Raw genomic sequence first — 17,976 nt, forward strand, 5'->3', positions numbered from 1 at the left:
GGCCCTTGATCGCCAAGGTGGCCAGTTCCCCCGCCGCTGTCGCGGCGTCCGCCAACTGTTCCGGCGCCGCCGGGACGAAAGACAACGGCGCACCAGGGGACGATGAAGGCCCGGCGGAGGCCGCCGACGAAGGCGGTGTGGTCGCCTCGGCATTCCCCGGCCGGGGCGACTCCTCGCGGGCACCGCTGTTGCCTGGCAAGCCCAGCCCCGCGATGATGACCGCGGCTACCGCCGCACACACCACCCCGACACCGGCGAGGATCCATGCTGACCGCCACGGACGGTTCAGCGACACCGTTTCGGGATCTTCCTGGGACCACGCCAGTTCGGAGGCTGCCCGGCCAGCTGTGGTCGCCCTCGTGGTCGCGTCGTCGGATGGCGCCGCGGCCGTCGCGGGCTGATCGTCGTCGTCGCTGGTGGTCATCGTCGTTCTCCTGTTCGCACGCCCTGTGCGGCGAGGATCTGTCAAGAGTATTTCTTGCGCGTCAGAGGTAAAGAGTATGGAGGCCCTACCGCGGCATTGCGTCCCTTGCTCACGCCTGGGATGGACACGGCCGCGATAGCCCGGACGCTACTGACAGACGCGATATCTCTGGAGAGTGCAGCGCCATCCGGGGATTCGGGAGTCCGAAGGTCAACAGGACAATCACCAGACGTTCAAGCATTGATTGTAAGATTCGCAAGCGAGTCCATCGTTGTCGCGATCCAGCTTCGGAGCACACGTAGAATCGTCGCTCAAAATGTTGTAGCGGCCATCCGCATGCGCCTCAACGGCGTCCGCCTCCCGGATCGAGTCGGCCATGCCCGCGACGCTCGCCGCGTCAGCGGTCGGGTGAGAACGAACCCGGTCAGGTGCCCCCTCAGACCAACGCGCTCGCATCGAAAACCCAGCTCACATCCGCGTTCGCCAGGTTCTCGAAGTGGTTCGGGGGAGCGAAAGCCACCAGGGAGTTCATGTCCCAATAGTCTTTCCAGACCGTGATTTTGCCGTCCACCACCTTGTGCACCGTGACGAACCGCAGTACTCCCTGCTCTCCCGTCGCGAAAGTCCACGTCTCCGAATGCTCGTAGAGGACATCAGAACCGTCGAACACCAGCACGCCGTCGTGGTTCTCGTAGCCGGCCAGCGGTTCGAGCCCCATCTTCAGCCGCTTCACGATGTCGTCGGGGCCGCGGGCGGCCAGCGCGGGGACCGGCATGTCGACATAAAGGCAGTCGTCGGATAAAAAAATCTTGACCGCGTCCCAGTCCCGCCGCGAAAGTGCTTGCCATAGAGCGAGGACGGTATCCCGCACGGCGCTCGTAGCGTTGATTGTCACAGGGCTCATCACACCCGCTCGCGGGAGGGGTGTCAACGACTAGTTGCCGGCCCCGGCCATCGAGCGTGCCGGGCCCAGGGACACCGGCAGCGTCGACCAACCCCGAAGCACCCGCGTGTCGCGCCTGCTGCCGATGCCCGCGGCCCGCGCGTCGGGGAAGCGCTCGAAGAACGTCCGCAACCCGACCTCGCCCTCGGCGCGCGCCAAGGCGGCGCCAAGGCAGAAGTGCCGGCCGCCGGAGAACGCGAGATGCTTTCCCGCATTGGGTCGCTGAACGTCGAAGCGGTGCGGGTCGGTGAAGACCGCGGGATCGCGGTTGGCCGCGGCCAGGTAGATGACGACCAGATCGCCGCGGGTGATCGGCGTTCCCGCCACTGTGACGTCGTCGAGCGCCACCCGCGCGGTGAGTTGCACCGGGGAGTCCAGACGCAGAATCTCTTCGACGGCGTTGGGCCACAGATCCGGTTGTCGCCGCAACGTGTCGAGCTGCCGCGGCGCGTCCAGCAGCATCCGAATGCCGTTGCCCAGCAGGTTGACCGTCGTCTCGAACCCGGCCGCCAGCACCAGTCCGGCGATCGCCTGAAGTTCTTTGTCGCTTAAATACGTTTCAGCAGAACCGCTTTCGGCCATCTGGATCAGCTGGCTCATCAAGTTGTCGCTCGGCGTGCGCCGCAGCTCCCGCAGGTGTCCGGTGAGCCAGCAGTGGAATCCCGCAATGCCGTCCTGCACACTTCGGTACCGCCGCCAGGGCAATCCGATGTCCAGGCTCGGCGCCGCGAGTTCACCGAACGCCAAGACGCGGCGCCGTTCCTGCTCTGGCACGCCCAGGACGTCGCTGATGATGGCGACCGGGAGTTGCGAACAATACCGTCCGACGACGTCGACCACACCGGACGTCCCGGGTTCCCGGGCCAACTGGTCCAGCAGGCCGGCGGCCGTCTGTTCGACGCGGTCACGCAGGGCCGCGACTGCCCTGGACGTGAACACCGCTGACACGCTCTTGCGGTAACGGGTGTGGTCCGGCGGCTCGACGGCCAGCAACGACGGTGCGCGCAGCGGGTGCAGTAGGTCGTCGCGGGTGCGACGCTCCAGCCACCGCAGTGGTCCCGGCAGATTCGACCCCATGGTGACCACTCGGAAGTCGTCGGACCGTAGCAGCTCGTGCGCCAGCGAGTGGTCGGTGGTCAGATAGTTGACGCGCCCTTTCACCAGGGGCCCCACCGCACGCAGTTCGTCATAGAACGGAACAGGATTCGCGGTCACCGACGGGTCGGCGATCAGCCTGGCCGGCAAGTCGCCGCGCCGAGCTGCGATCGCCGCGGCGCCCCGGACGAATCCGTGCATCGCGAGCCAGTGCAATCTTTCCTTCATCTGACCAGCCTAGGCCGTATCTGTTGCGGGCCTCAGCACTTGGCGGTGATCGTGAAGCCCGTCGTCACCACCTTGTTGGGGTTGCTGCTGTTCATGCCGTAGGCGTTGCCGCTGATGGTGTACGCGTCGTTGGTGACCTCGGCGTGCGCCTCTCCTACGCCACCTTTCCAGTAGCTGCCGGTGAAACCGTCGATGTCGCGGATCTTCACCCACTGGGGGACGGCCCGGTACCCGCTGAGCAGCACCACGGCCTCGACATGGCCGCCCCGGTCGCTGATGTCGATGGTCCGGTATGCCTGCTCCTGGCTGCAGGTCGGGGGACGCGTCTCATGGGAGGAGCCGTCGATGGTCAGATGGGCGGCCATGCGCGGCATGCTCTGGGGCTGGGTGCACCCGGAGACACTGGCCGCCACCACGACACCGGCGACCGCGATCAACCGGTTACGCACGATTTCACCTCCATTACTGCCGCTCGGGCATCAGCGCGGGCAGGGACTTACGGATACGACGCCGGGGCGCATCGCCGCGTCGTATCCGTAAGTCCTCGAACCAGCCGGTCTCGCCGACGCCGGCGTTGTTCCACATCATGTCCAGACCTCGTTCGCGCTCCGGTGTCGCCAGGCCGTCGCCGTAGCGGTCCACGGCGCCGACGCGCCAGCCTGTGGTGCAAAACAGCCTGGCCCCCTCGCGGCCCACGCCGCTGCCCGCGCCGGTGATGAACACCGATCTCACGGTGGCGGGCATGCGAGCCTTCCGGTGCCGGGTCTTGGTCAGCCTGCCTCGACCGCGTCTTTCATGCGGTTCAGCGTCTTGGTCATATCACGGATGTTGCGCCGCTTGCGTAGGAAGCCGCCGAAGAGCCAATAGACGGCAAGCAGCGGCGAGGAATTCAGCCGAAAAGACTCGGTGACATCGGTGCCACCCTCGCTGGGCGCCAGCCGGTAGTGCCAGTTGTTGACCGCCCTGTTGCCGACGAGCACCGCAAATCCGAATTCGCGGCCGGGTTCGCAGGCGGTGACCTTGCACGTCGTCCAATACACCGGACCGATCTCGTTTCGCCGGACGTGGCCACGGAACGTGGCACCCAGTGCCGGGCCGGTGGCACCGCCCAGCCATTGGGCCTCGAAGACCTCCGGGGAGAACCTCCCGATGTTGCGCACGTCCGCGATCACGTCCCAGATCTTGCTCGCGGGCGCACTCATGTGAACCGTCGCAGAACCTTCCATGGCCCGATCCAAACACAGCTTCGCGCTTGCTCATAGGCCTCGGTGACCCAGCGCCGGGGTGCTAGTGCGGTGCGGCGAGTTGGATCAGACCGTTGATGATCTGCTTGATTCCCTGTGCAGGGTGCGAATACCACCCGATCGGCAGGCCCGATTCAGCGCCGCACTTCGGCCAGGGATCCAAGCCTTCCTCGGCGAACACCCGGTTGGCCACCGCGATCTGCTCCTCCCGGGACGCGGCCGCCGGGTTGCCCACACCGCCGTAGCGGGCCCAGGTGCCCGGCTTGAACTGCAGTCCGCCGAATTCACCGTTTCCGGTGTCGATGTGCCAGTTGCCGCCGGACTCGCACTGCGCGATCGCGTCCCAGTTGGGCGCTGGGGGTGCGGCGTCGGCCACACCGGGGGGAGAGGTCAGCGCGGCAGCGACTAACCCACCGACCACCATGGTCTTGATGAGGGGTTGGCAGGGTTTCCTCATGTCCGAAATTTCGGCGGGCGTGTCCAAAGCGTTACCCATTCGAAAATGGCGCGAGATATGCCCTCTATCAGCGGAAATGCCCCTACCAACAGGCCAAATCTGAATTTTAGAATTCGGTGAGGAAAAATTAAATTATCGCTGGCGACAGCACTGGGCAGCCAACGGCGGGTCGCTCGACGTACCGGATCGGCCCACGTTGATTAGCCTGTCCCCAGACGAACTCACCCAAGTCCCATGCGCCAGATTGCCCGCGACCGAAACCCCACGGGGCAGGAGAGACCAGCGCGATGGCTGCGCCCGGCGTAGGCTCGCGCGTTGACCGCTGCCACGCTCGCAGCTTCGCTGCTGCTGGGCGGCGTTTTCCTGACGGTCGATCGGCTGCACACCACGCCCGCCGATATTCTCGCCCATCCTGGCGATCCGATCGGCGATGAGAAGACCCGGGCACAGGTGATCGATGCCGCCCGACAGATCGTCACCGTCGCACAGCTGAACACCTCGTCGGCCGGCTACTCCTTGCTGTCCTGTACGGACAGCTTCGCCCCGCCGTATCGAGGCACCGTCTACCTGACCTTCACGGTGCCGGCCGGCGACGGGGCCTCAGAACGCTATTGCGCCCGACGGAATCGCCGGGCGCAATAGCGGAATGTCAGCAGAGCAGAAGTTATTCGCCGCCGCCGGGTGTGGCTCCCAGGGTGCTCTGCAGATCTGGCTTCATCGCGTTGAGCTGGGCGCCCCAGTACTCCCAGCTGTGCGTGCCGTTCTGGTCGAAATTGAACACGGCGTTGTGGCCGCCGGCCGCGTTGTAGGCGTCCTGGAACTTCAGGTTGCTGCTCCGCACGAAGTTCTCCAGGAACTCGGCGGGCATGTTGGCGCCACCCAGCTCGGACGGCGTGCCGTTACCGCAGTAGACCCACAACCGGGTGTTGTTGGCCACCAGCTGCGGGATCTGGACGGTGGGGTCATTGCGCTGCCAGGCCGGGTCGCTTGAGGGTCCCCACATGTCGTCGGGCTTGTAACCGCCGGCGTCACCCATCGCCAGGCCGATCAGACTCGGGCCCATCCCGCTGGAGGGATCCAGCAGCGCCGAGAGCGATCCGGCGTAGATGAACTGCTTCGGGTGGTAGACAGCCAAGATCATCGCCGAGGAGCCCGACATCGAGATGCCGATCGCAGCGCTGCCGGTGGACTTGACGCTCCGGTTGGACGCCAGCCACTGCGGCAGTTCGCTGGTCAGGAAGGTCTCCCATTTGTAGGTCTTGCAGCCGTCGTGACCGCAGGCGGGCTGGTACCAGTTGGCGTAGAAGCTGGACTGCCCTCCGACGGGCATGATCACCGACAGCCCCGACTTGTAGTACCACTCGAACGCGGGGGTGTTGATGTCCCAGCCGTTGTAGTCGTCCTGAGCCCGCAGCCCGTCGAGCAGGTACACAGCCGGGGAACCGTTTCCACCGCTCTGGAACTGGACCTTGATGTCGCGGCCCATCGATGGCGACGGCACCTGGAGATACTCGACGGGCAGACCCGGACGCGAGAACGCCCCCGCAGTCGCCGAGCTCCCGGCAAGACAGATGAGGCCGGGCAGCACGCTCGCCGCCGCCGCACCGACCACCAGCCGGCGCACCCAAGTGCGGATCTTGTCGCTCACGTCTGTCATACCTGCCCCTTAGTCGTATGTCGTCGCGTGTCTTCGCTGGAATTTACCGTGGTTAGAGGCCGAATGTCGATCAGGACGCGGACTCGTCTCAATTGTGTTTCGCCGTCCGCACCGCATCGTGGCTGCCCTGGGAGGACTTCGCGCGGGCGGCGCCCGGCTCCGGTACGGCAACAATGCAGGTAGGCGACCTTCGGCGCGTGCAATATTCGGCTGGCCGGGTCCCGACGCGGCGCCGACATCCGTTTTCGTGTCCGGGCCATTCGTGTCCGGGTTCGCGGTGCGAAAACGCCGGGGAAGCGACCACCCGCTGGGGACAGAGCACGCCTCGCCGGTCCGCTGGCCGTCGTCTGTGAGTTAGGCGCGGGATTGCGGACCGCAGCACCTAAAGCTGCATCGAACGCGTAGGCTCTCACCGAACACGCCGATAGAGGTCACGCTTTCCCGGCCCGTTCCGGCCCTCACGAGCCACCGCACCGACGGTTGCATGGTGCGCGACGGTGCGGCTGAGGGCATCGGCGGTCACATGATTGAGGTGCAAATTTGGATACGGTACTGGGGTTATCGGTGACGTCGACGTCCGTCGGGTGGGTACTCGCGGAAGGGCACGACGCCGACGGCACCATCGTGGACCACCGTGAGATGCCGCTGGAACCCGGCGGCGGGGTTCGCGCTGTGAGCACCGCCCAGCAGGTGACCGAGGAAGTCATGCGGGTCGAGGCCATGGCGGCCGAAAACGACCAGCGGGTGCGGATCATCGGTGTGACGTGGACCGACGATGCCACCGCGCAGGCCGCGCTGCTGATGGAGGCGTTGACCGACGCGGGTTACGACAACATCGTGCCGATTCGGTTGCTGGATGCCGTCGAGACGCTGGCTCGAGCCATCGCACTGGTGATCGGGTTCGAACAGACGGCGGTCTGCATCGTCGAACACACATTCGCCACCGTCGTCATGGTTCACATGCACAACGGCGCGACACAGACTGCCGTCAAGCACGTCAGCGGCGGCTTCGAGGGGCTGACGTCATGGCTGACCGGGATGTTCGAGCGCAATGGTTGGCGTCCCGGGGGAGTGGTCGTCGCCGGCGCGGACAGCGACATCAACGATTTCTCTTGGGAGCTGGACGAGGCCCTACCGGTGCCGGTTTTCGCGCAGAACATGGTTCAGGTGACCGTCGCCCGGGGCGCGGCGCTGACCGCCGCGCAAACCACCGATTTCACCGACGAACAATTGGTGGTGGGCGCGCCCGAGCCGGCACCAGTGCCCCCGCGCCCCCGGCAGTTGTCGTATGCCGGCGCGGTGGCCGCACTGGCCGCCGGCGCGGTCACGTTCGTCGCGTCGCTGTCGCTGGCCGTGGGCATCGAAATCGCCCCGAAGGGCGACGCCACCCCGGCAAAGCACGCGGCACACGCCCCGGCGCCCCAGGTGGCCCGGGCCGTCGCACCGGCGGTGGCACCGCCCCGAGAGGTCGCGCCGTCCGCCCCCGAACCCGCAGCACCCGTCGTCGCGGAGCCGACACGGCCCCGTGCGCCCGAGGACCGGCCACCGGCCCCCGATGCCCGCCAGCCCTACCTGGCCAGGGTGCTCGAGCACATCCCGGGCGACGCCGGCGGCTCTGCGCCGGGCGCCGCCGAACAGCCGTGACCTGGTGACTCAACGGTCCTTGGCGTGAACTGCGGTGAACGACAACGTCACGTCGTCGGCAACCTGCACCGACCCCATGAGCAGGGAATAGGGCCTGACACCATGGTCGGATTGTCGTACGACGGTGTGCGCCGACATCCGCCACCTGTCACCGAGATCCTCTGTCCGCAAGTCGGCCGCGTGCTCCCGCGATTTCCCCCGAATGTGCAGTTTCCCGCTGAGTCGATACCCGTGTTCGGTCGCGCTGATCCTGTCGGAGACGAAGCGGATGTCGGGGAAGCGGCCGGCGTCCAGCGACTTCAACGCGTTCGCGCGCGCCAAGGCTTTCTCCGGGCCGGACAACCCCTTGACACCGCCCTCGCCGCGTAGCACCTCGAGCGAATTCGTCTCGACCACCAGCTCCACGCCCGCCGGCTCGGCGCCGGCCCAGGTCACCAAGGCGCGCCAACGGGTCATGGCGATCGTGAGGCGGTGGCCCATTCGTGCAGCCCGGCCGGTGACTTCGGTGTGAACGAGCAGCTCACCGTCGGACGGGTCCAAAGCCCAGGTGCCTGTCACAGACCGACCCTACTCACATGGTGAGCACGGTGCGGTAGTGTGCGCGTCCCTCCTCCAACGCCGCGTAGCCTTCCGCGGCTTGCGCCAGCGGTAGTTCCTCGACCCACGCGCGGACGCCGGACAATACGGCGAAATTCATGGTCTCCTCGACATCCTTGGCGGTGCCCGAGGGGTGCCCGACGATGCTGAGGCCAGGGGTGATCAGCTGGACGGGACTGATGGGCAGGGGCTCAGGAGTCACGCCCACCGCGACCAGTTCGCCCCGGGGCGACAACCCGCCCACGGTGTCGGCCATGGCCTGCGAGTTTCCGGCGGTGGCCAGGACGACCGAAGCCCCGCCCAGAGCCCGCATCGCCGCGGCCACGTCCCCGCCTGTCGCGTCGATGTAGTGATGGGCCCCCAACTTCCGGGCATCCTCGGCTTTGGCGGTGCCGCGGTTGATCGCGATGGTCTCGAAACCCATCGCCCGGGCGAACTGGATCCCCAGGTGTCCGAGACCGCCGACACCGAGAATCGCCACCCGGTCACCGGGCACGGCCCGGGTGCTGCGCAACGCATGGTAGGTGGTGACACCGGCACATCCCATCGGGGCGGCCTCCACCGCAGAGAGCTCCGACGGGATACGGGCCAGCGCACTTGCAGGCACCGTCACCGATTCCGCATAGCCGCCGGGGAAGTGCCAGCTCGGGACCTTGCCGTTCTCGCAGTGGATGAAAATGCCCTTGCGGCATGGGTCGCAGTGGTAGCAGCAACCGCCGAACCACCCGACCGCGACACGGTCTCCCACCTCGAAATCATTGACGCCGGAACCAAGTTCGGCGATAGTGCCGGCGATCTCATGTCCCGGCGTGAGGGGCCACGACATGTTCGGGAAGCCGCCCTGGACGAACGCGCGGTCGGTGCCGCAGATGCCACACGCGCTGACCGCCAGACGTACCTCGTCGTGGGCCGGGGGCGACGTCTCGACGTCGGCGAGTTCCAACGCTGCGCCAGCGGACTGTATCCGGACGGCTCGATGAGTAGGCACTGGCTCACCTTAATGCGGGACAGGGCATTTCGACGCCCCGTCAGCGTGGTAGTCGACCTGCCAGTGCTTGATCCCGTTGAGCCAGCCCGACCGCAGGCGTTCGGGTGTGCCGACCGATTCCAGATTCGGCATGACATCGGCGATCGCGTTGAACATCAGGTCGATCGTCATCCGCGCCAGGTTGGCGCCGATGCAGTAGTGCGCGCCGGTGCCACCGAAACCGACGTGTGGATTGGGATCGCGCAGAATGTTGAACGTGAACGGGTCGTCGAACACGTCCTCGTCGAAATTGGCCGACCGGTAGACCATCACCACCCGCTGACCCTTTGCGATCCGCACGCCCGACAGCTCGTAGTCCTGCAGGGCGGTCCGCTGGAACGACGTGACCGGCGTGGCCCACCGGACGATCTCGTCGGCGGTGGTCGCGGGCCGCTCCCGCTTGTACAACTCCCACTGATCGGGAAAGTCGGTGAACGCCATCATGCCCTGGGTGATGGAGTTACGGGTGGTTTCGTTGCCGGCGACAGCGAGCAGGATGACGAAGAAGCCGAACTCGTCGTCGGAGAGCTTGTGTCCGTCGACGTCGGCCTGAACCAGCTTGGTGACGAGGTCTTCACCCGGATTCTTCGTCCGGTCGGCGGCCATCTGCATGCCGTACATGATCAGTTCGACGGATGCAGTGATCGCGTCGTTGCTGGCGAACTCCGGATCCTGATCGCCGACCATCTCATTGGACCAGTGGAAGAGCTTCTTGCGGTCCTCCTGCGGCACGCCCATGAGCCCGGCGATGGCCTGCAGCGGCAGCTCGCACGACACCTGTTCGACGAAGTCGCCGGAACCCTCGGCCGCAGCGATCTCGACGATGTGCCGGGCGCGCTCGCGGAGTTCCTCGCGGAGGCGCTCGATGGCCCGGGGAGTGAAGGCACGAGAGATGATCTTGCGCAGCCGCGTGTGCTGCGGCGCATCCATGTTGAGCAGGACAAACTTGCCACGCTCAACCTGCTCTTCCACCGTGCCGTCCTTGTAGCGTGGCAGTGCGGTCTTCTGCAGGCTGGAAAAGACGTCGCTGCGCAGCGAGATCTCTTTGACGTCCTTGTGTTTGGAGACCACCCAGAAGCCGCCGTCGTCGAAACCACCCGTACCGATGGGCTGCTCGTTCCACCAGATCGGCGCGGTCCGCCGCAGCTCGGCCAGTTCTTCCACCGGCAGCCGTTCGGCGTGAACGTCGGGATCGGTGAAGTCGAAGCCGGGAGGCAGGTCAGGGACCGGGGTTGCAGTTGGCTCGGCGGTTGGCATGGGGCCCACTCCTCGAAACTAAGTCGTCTAGTCGTCCTTGTGTGCAAATAAACCATTGCCACGGCCCGTTGTGAAGCATCATCGTGATATCGACGCGAAGAACTGCAACATGTTCAGCGACTGCGCAAGCGTGCGCGAACCGCGTTGCCGTTCACACCCGTCGCGTTGTCCTGGCGAGGCGCCGAACCCGAAACACCTTGAGAAGCGCGGCGCGGTCGATATGCTTTGTCCAGTTCATCGGCGGATCGCCGGGAGCGGGTGACACGCAAGCTGAGGTGGAGCATGATTCGCGAACTACTCACCGTCGTTGCGATCAGTGGCGGCGCAGTCGGTCTGGCGCCGTGCGCGGCCGCCGATCAGCATTACGACGGCGACGTGCCGGGCATGAACTACGACGCTTCGCTCGGCGCGCCCTGCGACAACTACGAGCGCTTCATCTTCGGGCGCGGGCCCAGCGGGCAGGCCGAGGCGTGCCATTTCCCCCCACCCAACCAGTTCCCGGCCGCAACCACCGGCTACTGGGTGACGTCCTACCCGCTGTACGGGGTACAGCAGGCCGGGGCCAAGTGCCCGGGCTCGCAGGCGGCCGCACAGTCGGCGGCGGGGCTTCCCATGTTGTGTCTGGGAGCCCAGGGGTGGCAAGAGGGATGGTTCACCGGGGCGGGATTCTTCCCGCCCGAACCGTGACCGGCTGACCCGTGGACCGCGGCTGGTCCGGCGTCGATTACTGACAGCTGGCCGCTGCGTCTAAAGTCCTCACAAAGTCCGGCAACCATGAGGAGACTCCGATGGCCTTCAATCCCAGAGACGCCCTAGGCGCGGCCAGGGACATCGCGACCAACGCGGTCGAGAAGGCGTCCGACATCGTCGAAAACGCCAGCGACATCATCCGCGGCGACATCTCCGGGGGCACCAGCGGCATCGTCCAGAACTCGATCGACATCGGCACATACGCGGTCGACAGGACCAAGGAAATGTTCACCGGCAGCAACGACGACGAAGCTGACTAGACGCATGCCATTGATTTGCTCGACGTGAATGCCTCCGCCGATCATGGCTGATGGGAATAGGAATTCCGCGAAATTCGTTCGCAACGAACCTGTTCGGCGCACGTCAGCCGGACGGCTCAGAGGGTGGCCGCCTCGTTGAGTTCGTCGAGGCGGTTGCTTGCTTCCAGGTACTCCTGCACCCACCGCTCGATGACGGTCGCGGTTTTCTCCACTTTGGTGAACTGACCGACGACCTGACCGACCGGGTTGAACGCGACGTCCACGCTCTCGTTCGGGTACCTGTTGGTCGCACGCACCGCCATGCCCGAAACCATGTACTGCAGCGGCATGCCGAGGGGCTTCGGGTTGTCCGGCGCCTCCCATGCCTCCGTCCAGTCGTTGCGCAGCATTCGGGCCGGCTTGCCGGTGAACGAACGGCTGCGGACGGTGTCACGGCTACCGGCCTTGACGTAGGCGGCCTGCTGCACCGGGGTGTTGGAGGATTCCTCGACCATCAACCACTGCGAGCCCGTCCACGCACCCTGGCAGCCCAGCGCCAGCGCCGCCGCGATCTGCTGGCCGCTGCCGATACCGCCGGCCGCCAGCACCGGCACTGGGGCGACCTCCTTGACCACCTGCGGCCACAACACGATCGAACCCACCTCACCGCAGTGCCCGCCGGCCTCGCCGCCCTGGGCGATGATGATGTCGACGCCCGCATCGGCGTGTTTGCGGGCCTGGGAGGGCGAACCGCACAGCGCCGCCACCTTCAAACCGGCATCATGAATGTGCTTGATCATGTCGGCCGGGGGAGTGCCGAGCGCGTTGGCGATCATCTTGACCTTCGGGTGCTTGAGCGCCACCTCGACCTGGGGTGTGGCGGTTGCCTCGGTCCAACCGAGCAATTGCAGGCTGTCGCCGTCGCTGTCTTCGATCGGCACGCCGTGGTCGGCAAGGATCTTCTTGCCGAAATCCAGGTGTTCTTGGGGCACCATCGTGCGCAGTGTGTCGGCCAATTCCTCGGCCGACAGGTGTGAATCCATGCCCTCGTACTTGTTCGGGATCACGATGTCGACGCCATACGGGCGCTCGCCGATGTTCTCGTCGATCCAGTTGAGCTCGATCTCCAGCTGCTCGGGCGTGAAGCCGACAGCACCCAGAACGCCGAAACCGCCGGCCTTGCTGACCGCGACCACGACATCGCGGCAGTGGGTAAAAGCGAAGATCGGAAATTCGATACCGAGTTCGTCGCAGATGGAGGTGTGCATACCTACTCCTTGGGCGCCGGGCAGAATTGGAACGTGTTCTACTTTAGTACGGACGCCCGCGAGGCGGCCAGACAGGTGGGGTGCCTCGCAACTACGACCGATCATCGCCAGCTTCCCGCTTCACCGACGTGCATCCCACCGGGCCGGGTTCATCGGCCGCGAATCATTGGCATTCGGTCCCGGATCGCCGTAGCACCGCCGGTGAGTGGAGAGCTCCGATCTTGATGCGCCAGCGCGCCCGCGGGTAGCGTGATCCTGCCGATTACGAAACCACTGGTAGCGTAATCTGTTCGCCGCGACCACGAAAGGACTCGGCTCGATGCGCAGCCTCTATGCCGGCCGGCCCTTCGCCACCCCGACCCCGGAAATCGCGGCCGCGCTCGAGGATGTCAGCATCCCGACGCTGCTGCTTTCCCTCGTCCACATCACGGGCGATCCCCGGTTCGTTCGCGACTTCGCGCCGACGGGACTCTTCCTCAACGAGATCCAGGGCTTCATGTCGGAGGAGGACAAGGCCCGCGCCCGCACGGTGGCGCTACCGGTGCTGGCCGCGTATCGGGATGCCGGCTGTCCCGAGCCGAAGCCGCTGAGCCCCGAGCTGATCCGGGAGATGATGGACTGGGCCGCCTGTGAGCACGTCACCGAAGAATACCTGCCCCTGATCTCCGAGGAGATGGACCTCGACGGGGTAGATCCCCGCCGTCCGACGGAGCTGCCGAGAGAACGCGCGGCGGAGCTTCCGGTCCTCGTCGTCGGCTGCGGGGAATCCGGCATACTGGCCGGGATCCGCCTCAAGCAGGCCGGCATCCCTTTCACGATCCTGGAGAAGAATGCCGGCCCCGGCGGAACATGGTGGGAAAACAGTTATCCCGGAGCCCGCGTCGACGTCGCCAACCACTTCTATTGCTACAGCTTCGAACCCAACAACGACTGGACGCACTTCTTCGCCGAGCAGGACGAGTTGCAGGACTATTTCGCCCGGGTGATGGCCAAGCACAAACTGGCCGAGCGGGTACGGTGGCAGATCGAGGTGGTTGCCGCCGAATGGGACGACCACGACGGCGTGTGGTGCGTGACGCTGCGCTCTGCGGACGGCCGGACCGAGACGACGCGCGCACGGGCGCTCATCACCGCGGTCGGCCAGCTGAACCGGCCCTGCATCCCGGATTTCGCCGGCGCCGAAACCTTTGCGGGCCCGGCGTTCCACTCCTCGGCCTGGGATCATTGCGTCGACGTGAGCGGCAAGCGGGTCGCGCTGATCGGGGCCGGCGCCAGCGGATTCCAGATCGCGCCCGCGATCGCCGGCAATGTCGGGCACCTGACGGTGTTCCAGCGGACCGCCCAGTGGATGTTTCCCAACCCGATGTATCACGACGAAGTCGGCGAAGGGATGCGCTGGGCGATGCGCCACCTGCCGTACTACGGACGGTGGTACCGGTTCCTGGTGCTGTGGCCCGGTGCCGACAAGGGTCTCGACGCGGCGAGCTGCGACGCCGACTACCCCGGTCAGGGCGAGGCGGTCAGCGACATCAATGCTGCGGCCCGGATGATGTTCACCCAGTGGATCACCGGCCAGGTGGGCGACGACGATGAGCTGCTGGCCAAGGTGCTGCCCGACTATCCCGCGTGCGGCAAGCGGACGCTGCAGGACAACGGCAGCTGGCTGCAAACCCTGCGACGCGACAACGTCGGATTGGTGCGCACACCGATCCAGCGGATCACCCCGCGCGGCGTCGTCACCGCCGACGGCGTGACCCACGACGTCGACGTCATCGTCTACGCCACGGGGTTCCGGCACACCGACGTGCTGTGGCCGCTGAAGATCACCGGCCGTAACGGAATCGACCTGCACGAGATGTGGGGCACCCGCCCGTACGCCTACCTCGGCATCACCGTCCCGAACTTCCCCAACCTGTTCATCATCTACGGGCCTGGGACGCATCTGGCCCACGGCGGCAGCCTGATCTTCCAGTCCGAGCTCCAGATGCGCTACGTCAACCGGTGTCTCGAGCATCTGGCGGAGGCGGACTTGCATTCCCTGGAGCCGATTGCCGAGGCGGCCACCGCGTGGCATCAGCGGACCCAAGCCGAGATCCAGAAGATGGTGTGGTCGCACCCCGCGGTCAAACACACCTACTTCAAAAACCCTGACGGCGAGATCCACACCGTCAGCCCATGGCGCCTGCCGGAGTACTGGGCGGCGGTCCGCGAACCCGACTGGTCCCAATTCATCGAGCGGGCAAAGGAAGCGAGCACTCCAGCATGCGAACCGTAGTGATCGACGGGCCGACCAGCATTCGAGTCGATACCCGCCCCGACCCGGCACTTCCCGGCCCCGACGGTGCGATCGTCGAAGTCGCCGCAGCCGGCATCTGCGGTTCCGATCTGCACTTCTATGAGGCTGATTTTCCACTGGCCGAACCGATCCCGCTCGGCCATGAGGCGGTGGGCACCGTCGCCGAGATCGGGCCACTGGTGCGCACGGTCAAGGTCGGCGACCAGGTGATGGTGTCGTCGGTGGCCGGCTGCGGCAACTGTCCCGGCTGCGCCACCCGCGATCCGGTGATGTGCCACTCGGGTTTTCAGATCTTCGGCGGTGGTGTCCTCGCCGGGGCACAAGCCGATTTTCTCCCCGTGCCCGCCGCCGATTTCCAGCTGCTCAAGATACCCGACGGCATCAACACCGAGCAGGCGTTGCTGCTCACCGACAACCTCGCGACCGGCTGGGCCGCTGCCCAGCGGGCCGACATTCCGCTCGGCGGCAGCGTGGTGGTCATGGGCCTGGGCGCCGTCGGGCTGTGCGCGTTGCGAAGCGCGCTATTCCAAGGGGCTGCAGAGGTTTTCGCTGTCGATCGGGTCGACGGCCGCCTGGCCCGTGCTGCCGGGTGGGGAGCGACGCCGGTCAAGGCACCGGCGGTCGAGGCGATCCTCGCCGCCACAGGTGGGCGCGGGGCCGACGCGGTGATCGACGCCGTCGCCACCGACGCCTCGATGACCGACGCGCTCAACGCGGTCCGGCCCGGCGGTACCGTCTCGGTCGTCGGCGTGCACAACCTGCAGCCGTTCCCGTTGAACGCGCTGGGCTGCCTGGTCCGCAGCATCACGTTGCGCATGACGACGGCGCCGGTGCAGCGGACCTGGCCGGAATTGCTCCCACTGCTGGTTGCCGGTCGCCTGGACGTGAACGGCATCTTCACGACGACGCTGCCGCTGGACGAGGCAGCCCGGGGTTATGCGACCGCGGCCGCACGAAACGGCGACGACGTCAAGATCCTGCTGACACCCTAGGGGCGAGGACAGGCAGGTCGGTATCGCCCTGAGCTGACGGGGCAGCGTTTGGCCACCGTGACGACCCCGGTCCAGCGCCTATCGTGTCGCCGCGATGTACTGCGACCGCATGAAGCTGTCGATCTTGACATCCACCTCGGGCGGGATGATCCCGTAGAGCGCCTCGAGTTGGAGAGTATTGCGGATCGGCTCGACATTCCAGCCGTGCGCGGCGAGCCAGTCGGCCGGATCGCTCTTGGGTTCATAGGTCAGCGCCGAGAAGTCCACGCTGCCTGACATGTTGACTCCGGGGTGCGCCGCTTCCAAACCTTCCAGCTGGTCGTGGTCCAGCCGCGTGCCCAATGCGCCCACGGCCACCCGGCTGCCCGGCGCGCTGAGCCCACTGATCAGGGTGAACAGCGTGTTCTGGGCATCGTCGGACAGGTAGGGCAGAATACCCTCCACTGACCAGGCGCTGGGCTGTTCCACGTCGAAGCCGGCCGCCTCCAACGGCTTGGACCATTCGCTGCGCAGATCTGCCGCGATCTCGATCCTGCGCGCCTTGGGTGCGGCGCCCCGCTCAGCCAGCACTCGGGACTTGAACTCCAGTACCCTCGGCATGTCGATTTCGAAAACGGTTGTGCCCAATGGCCAATCGAGCCGATATGCTCGCGAATCCAGGCCGGCCGCGATGATCACAGCCTGGCGCACGCTCGCTTGTCCAGCGGAGAGGAAGAAGTCGTCGAAGAATCGGGTCTGGACGCCGTAGAGGCGTGGAAAGGCCGTCTGGTCCTCGGTGGTCCCCGGTTTCGCGAGCACGTCGGCCAGGTAGGGGTCTTGTGCCGCGGCGATGAAGGCCTGCGCATACTCATCGCGGACCAGTGGTTGAGGGCTCGTGGCGTGCACCGCGCGCCAACCGGCGACCAGCAACGCGGTGTAGCCCACGCCGCTGGCGATGTCCCAGTGGTCGTCGTCGGAGCGCAACGACCCGAACTCAGGTGTCGTGCCCAATTCGGTCCTCCCCATCGCAGTCCCCGGCATCACCAAGGTACCCGCGGCTGCACGGTCAAAACTCGAGAAGCACCGTGACGGGGCCGTCGTTGACCAAATGGACCCGCATGTCCGCGCCGAAGACCCCCGTTTCCACGTGGGCACCCAACTGCGTCAACGCCTCCGCGAACGCCGCGACCAGGGGTTCAGCGACCGACCCGGGCGCGGCGGCATTCCACGACGGGCGGCGGCCTTTCGCGGTGTCGGCGTACAGGGTGAACTGACTGACCACCAGGATCGGCGCGCTGACGTCAGCGGCGGACCTCTCGCCAGCCAGAATCCGCAGTGTCCAAAGCTTTTCCGCCAGACGCCCCGCTTTGTGCGCGTCGTCGCCGTGCGTGACGCCGACGAATGCGAGCAGTCCCTGACCCTCCGGGGAGATGGAAGCCACCAGCCGCCCGTCGACAGCCACCGACGCCGATGAGACCCGCTGCACCAGAATCCGCACGATCCTCGATGCTGCCAGGCCGGCTGGGTAGGCTCGTCAGGTGTCTGTGCTCGTGGCTTTTTCTGTCACCCCGCTGGGTGTGGGCGAGAGTGTCGGTGAAATCGTCGCCCACGCGGTTCGGGTGGTTCGGGATTCCGGCCTGCCGAACAAGACCGATTCGATGTTCACCGTGATCGAAGGCGACACCTGGGAAGAGGTGATGGGCGTCGTGCAGCGCGCGGTCGAGGCCGTTGCTGCCCGCGCCCCGCGGGTCAGCACGGTGATCAAGGTGGACTGGCGTGCTGGGGCCGGCGACGCGATGGCGGGAAAAGTCGCCTCGATCGAGCGACATCTGGCCGACCGTTAGCCCCGCACGGCGGTGTTCATCGCCCGTTCGGCGAC

20 protein-coding genes and 2 pseudogenes are annotated in these 17,976 nt (G+C 66.2%); 7 read left to right on the top strand and 15 right to left on the bottom strand.

What is annotated here, in order from left to right; genetic code table 11:
* The 8 genes and pseudogenes from AC2VOK_RS14735 to rpfC form a co-directional block, all read right to left on the bottom strand.
* Positions 1–424: pseudogene (locus AC2VOK_RS14735) on the bottom strand (hypothetical protein); the annotation flags it as partial.
* Between the two features lie 222 nt (positions 425–646).
* Positions 647–802: an excalibur calcium-binding domain-containing protein gene (locus AC2VOK_RS14740; protein WP_428901148.1), complete on the bottom strand. Its 156-nt coding sequence runs from the start codon at positions 800–802 to the stop codon at positions 647–649.
* 58 nt (positions 803–860) lie between these two features.
* Entirely contained in the window at positions 861–1,328 is a 468-nt protein-coding gene (locus tag AC2VOK_RS14745; protein ID WP_421529747.1) for a nuclear transport factor 2 family protein, read from the bottom strand.
* Between the two features lie 30 nt (positions 1,329–1,358).
* A complete protein-coding gene (locus AC2VOK_RS14750; protein ID WP_428901149.1) occupies positions 1,359–2,690 on the bottom strand; it encodes a cytochrome P450 in 1,332 nt (443 codons plus the stop codon).
* A gap of 32 nt (positions 2,691–2,722) precedes the next feature.
* Positions 2,723–3,139, bottom strand: coding sequence for a lipoprotein LpqH (locus tag AC2VOK_RS14755; RefSeq protein ID WP_428901150.1), 417 nt, complete (start codon positions 3,137–3,139; stop codon positions 2,723–2,725).
* Positions 3,140–3,205: 66 nt separating this feature from the next.
* Positions 3,206–3,422, bottom strand: a pseudogene (locus tag AC2VOK_RS14760) (SDR family oxidoreductase); the annotation flags it as partial.
* Positions 3,423–3,460: 38 nt separating this feature from the next.
* A complete protein-coding gene (locus AC2VOK_RS14765; protein ID WP_428901180.1) occupies positions 3,461–3,934 on the bottom strand; it encodes an SRPBCC family protein in 474 nt (157 codons plus the stop codon).
* Positions 3,935–3,977: 43 nt separating this feature from the next.
* A complete protein-coding gene (gene rpfC / locus AC2VOK_RS14770) occupies positions 3,978–4,430 on the bottom strand; it encodes a resuscitation-promoting factor RpfC (RefSeq protein ID WP_428901151.1) in 453 nt (150 codons plus the stop codon).
* A 276-nt stretch (positions 4,431–4,706) separates the two neighbouring features.
* On the opposite strand from rpfC, the gene AC2VOK_RS14775 reads away from it, so the two are divergent.
* Positions 4,707–5,033 (top strand): hypothetical protein, encoded by a 327-nt coding sequence (locus tag AC2VOK_RS14775; protein WP_428901152.1) that lies wholly within the window; start codon positions 4,707–4,709, stop codon positions 5,031–5,033.
* A 22-nt stretch (positions 5,034–5,055) separates the two neighbouring features.
* On the opposite strand, the gene ag85B is transcribed toward AC2VOK_RS14775, so the two are convergent.
* A complete protein-coding gene (gene ag85B, locus AC2VOK_RS14780) occupies positions 5,056–6,048 on the bottom strand; it encodes a diacylglycerol acyltransferase/mycolyltransferase Ag85B (RefSeq protein WP_428901153.1) in 993 nt (330 codons plus the stop codon).
* A gap of 540 nt (positions 6,049–6,588) precedes the next feature.
* On the opposite strand from ag85B, the gene AC2VOK_RS14785 reads away from it, so the two are divergent.
* On the top strand, positions 6,589–7,692 hold the full coding sequence (locus AC2VOK_RS14785; protein WP_428901154.1) for a DUF7159 family protein: 1,104 nt from the start codon (positions 6,589–6,591) through the stop codon (positions 7,690–7,692).
* A gap of 9 nt (positions 7,693–7,701) precedes the next feature.
* Here AC2VOK_RS14785 and AC2VOK_RS14790 read toward each other — a convergent pair whose 3' ends face one another.
* Genes AC2VOK_RS14790 through AC2VOK_RS14800 form a run of 3 tightly spaced genes read right to left on the bottom strand, consistent with a single transcriptional unit; the run spans position 7,702 to position 10,573 of the window.
* On the bottom strand, positions 7,702–8,250 hold the full coding sequence (locus AC2VOK_RS14790) for a YceI family protein (protein WP_428901155.1): 549 nt from the start codon (positions 8,248–8,250) through the stop codon (positions 7,702–7,704).
* Between the two features lie 13 nt (positions 8,251–8,263).
* Positions 8,264–9,277 (bottom strand): alcohol dehydrogenase catalytic domain-containing protein, encoded by a 1,014-nt coding sequence (locus AC2VOK_RS14795; RefSeq protein ID WP_428901156.1) that lies wholly within the window; start codon positions 9,275–9,277, stop codon positions 8,264–8,266.
* Positions 9,278–9,286: 9 nt separating this feature from the next.
* Positions 9,287–10,573 carry a cytochrome P450 gene (locus AC2VOK_RS14800; protein ID WP_428901157.1) on the bottom strand — a complete coding sequence of 429 codons (1,287 nt, stop codon included), beginning with the start codon at positions 10,571–10,573 and terminating at the stop codon, positions 9,287–9,289.
* 282 nt (positions 10,574–10,855) lie between these two features.
* Here AC2VOK_RS14800 and AC2VOK_RS14805 point away from each other — a divergent pair, with 282 nt between their 5' ends.
* Together AC2VOK_RS14805 and AC2VOK_RS14810 are read left to right on the top strand one after the other, a co-directional pair.
* On the top strand, positions 10,856–11,260 hold the full coding sequence (locus tag AC2VOK_RS14805; RefSeq protein ID WP_421529737.1) for a hypothetical protein: 405 nt from the start codon (positions 10,856–10,858) through the stop codon (positions 11,258–11,260).
* A gap of 101 nt (positions 11,261–11,361) precedes the next feature.
* Positions 11,362–11,583 carry an Rv1893 family protein gene (locus AC2VOK_RS14810; RefSeq protein ID WP_428901158.1) on the top strand — a complete coding sequence of 74 codons (222 nt, stop codon included), beginning with the start codon at positions 11,362–11,364 and terminating at the stop codon, positions 11,581–11,583.
* Positions 11,584–11,699: 116 nt separating this feature from the next.
* Here AC2VOK_RS14810 and AC2VOK_RS14815 read toward each other — a convergent pair whose 3' ends face one another.
* Positions 11,700–12,830, bottom strand: coding sequence for a nitronate monooxygenase (locus tag AC2VOK_RS14815; RefSeq protein ID WP_428901159.1), 1,131 nt, complete (start codon positions 12,828–12,830; stop codon positions 11,700–11,702).
* A gap of 319 nt (positions 12,831–13,149) precedes the next feature.
* Here AC2VOK_RS14815 and AC2VOK_RS14820 point away from each other — a divergent pair, with 319 nt between their 5' ends.
* Together AC2VOK_RS14820 and AC2VOK_RS14825 are read left to right on the top strand one after the other, a co-directional pair.
* Positions 13,150–15,105 (top strand): flavin-containing monooxygenase, encoded by a 1,956-nt coding sequence (locus tag AC2VOK_RS14820; RefSeq protein ID WP_428901160.1) that lies wholly within the window; start codon positions 13,150–13,152, stop codon positions 15,103–15,105.
* Positions 15,093–16,118: a zinc-binding dehydrogenase gene (locus AC2VOK_RS14825; RefSeq protein WP_421529733.1), complete on the top strand. Its 1,026-nt coding sequence runs from the start codon at positions 15,093–15,095 to the stop codon at positions 16,116–16,118. The genes AC2VOK_RS14820 and AC2VOK_RS14825 overlap by 13 nt, the downstream gene beginning before the upstream one ends.
* Before the next feature lie 78 nt (positions 16,119–16,196).
* Here AC2VOK_RS14825 and AC2VOK_RS14830 read toward each other — a convergent pair whose 3' ends face one another.
* Positions 16,197–17,108 (bottom strand): class I SAM-dependent methyltransferase, encoded by a 912-nt coding sequence (locus AC2VOK_RS14830; protein ID WP_428901161.1) that lies wholly within the window; start codon positions 17,106–17,108, stop codon positions 16,197–16,199.
* Between the two features lie 55 nt (positions 17,109–17,163).
* Positions 17,164–17,595, bottom strand: a complete 432-nt coding sequence (gene dtd / locus AC2VOK_RS14835; RefSeq protein WP_428901162.1) for a D-aminoacyl-tRNA deacylase — start codon at positions 17,593–17,595, stop codon at positions 17,164–17,166.
* A gap of 40 nt (positions 17,596–17,635) precedes the next feature.
* Between dtd and AC2VOK_RS14840 the strand changes: the two genes are divergently transcribed.
* Positions 17,636–17,941, top strand: a complete 306-nt coding sequence (locus tag AC2VOK_RS14840; protein ID WP_428901163.1) for an MTH1187 family thiamine-binding protein — start codon at positions 17,636–17,638, stop codon at positions 17,939–17,941.
* The last annotated feature ends 35 nt before the right edge of the window (positions 17,942–17,976 follow it).

It is taken from the genome of Mycobacterium sp. TH-M116, from assembly GCF_057473685.1.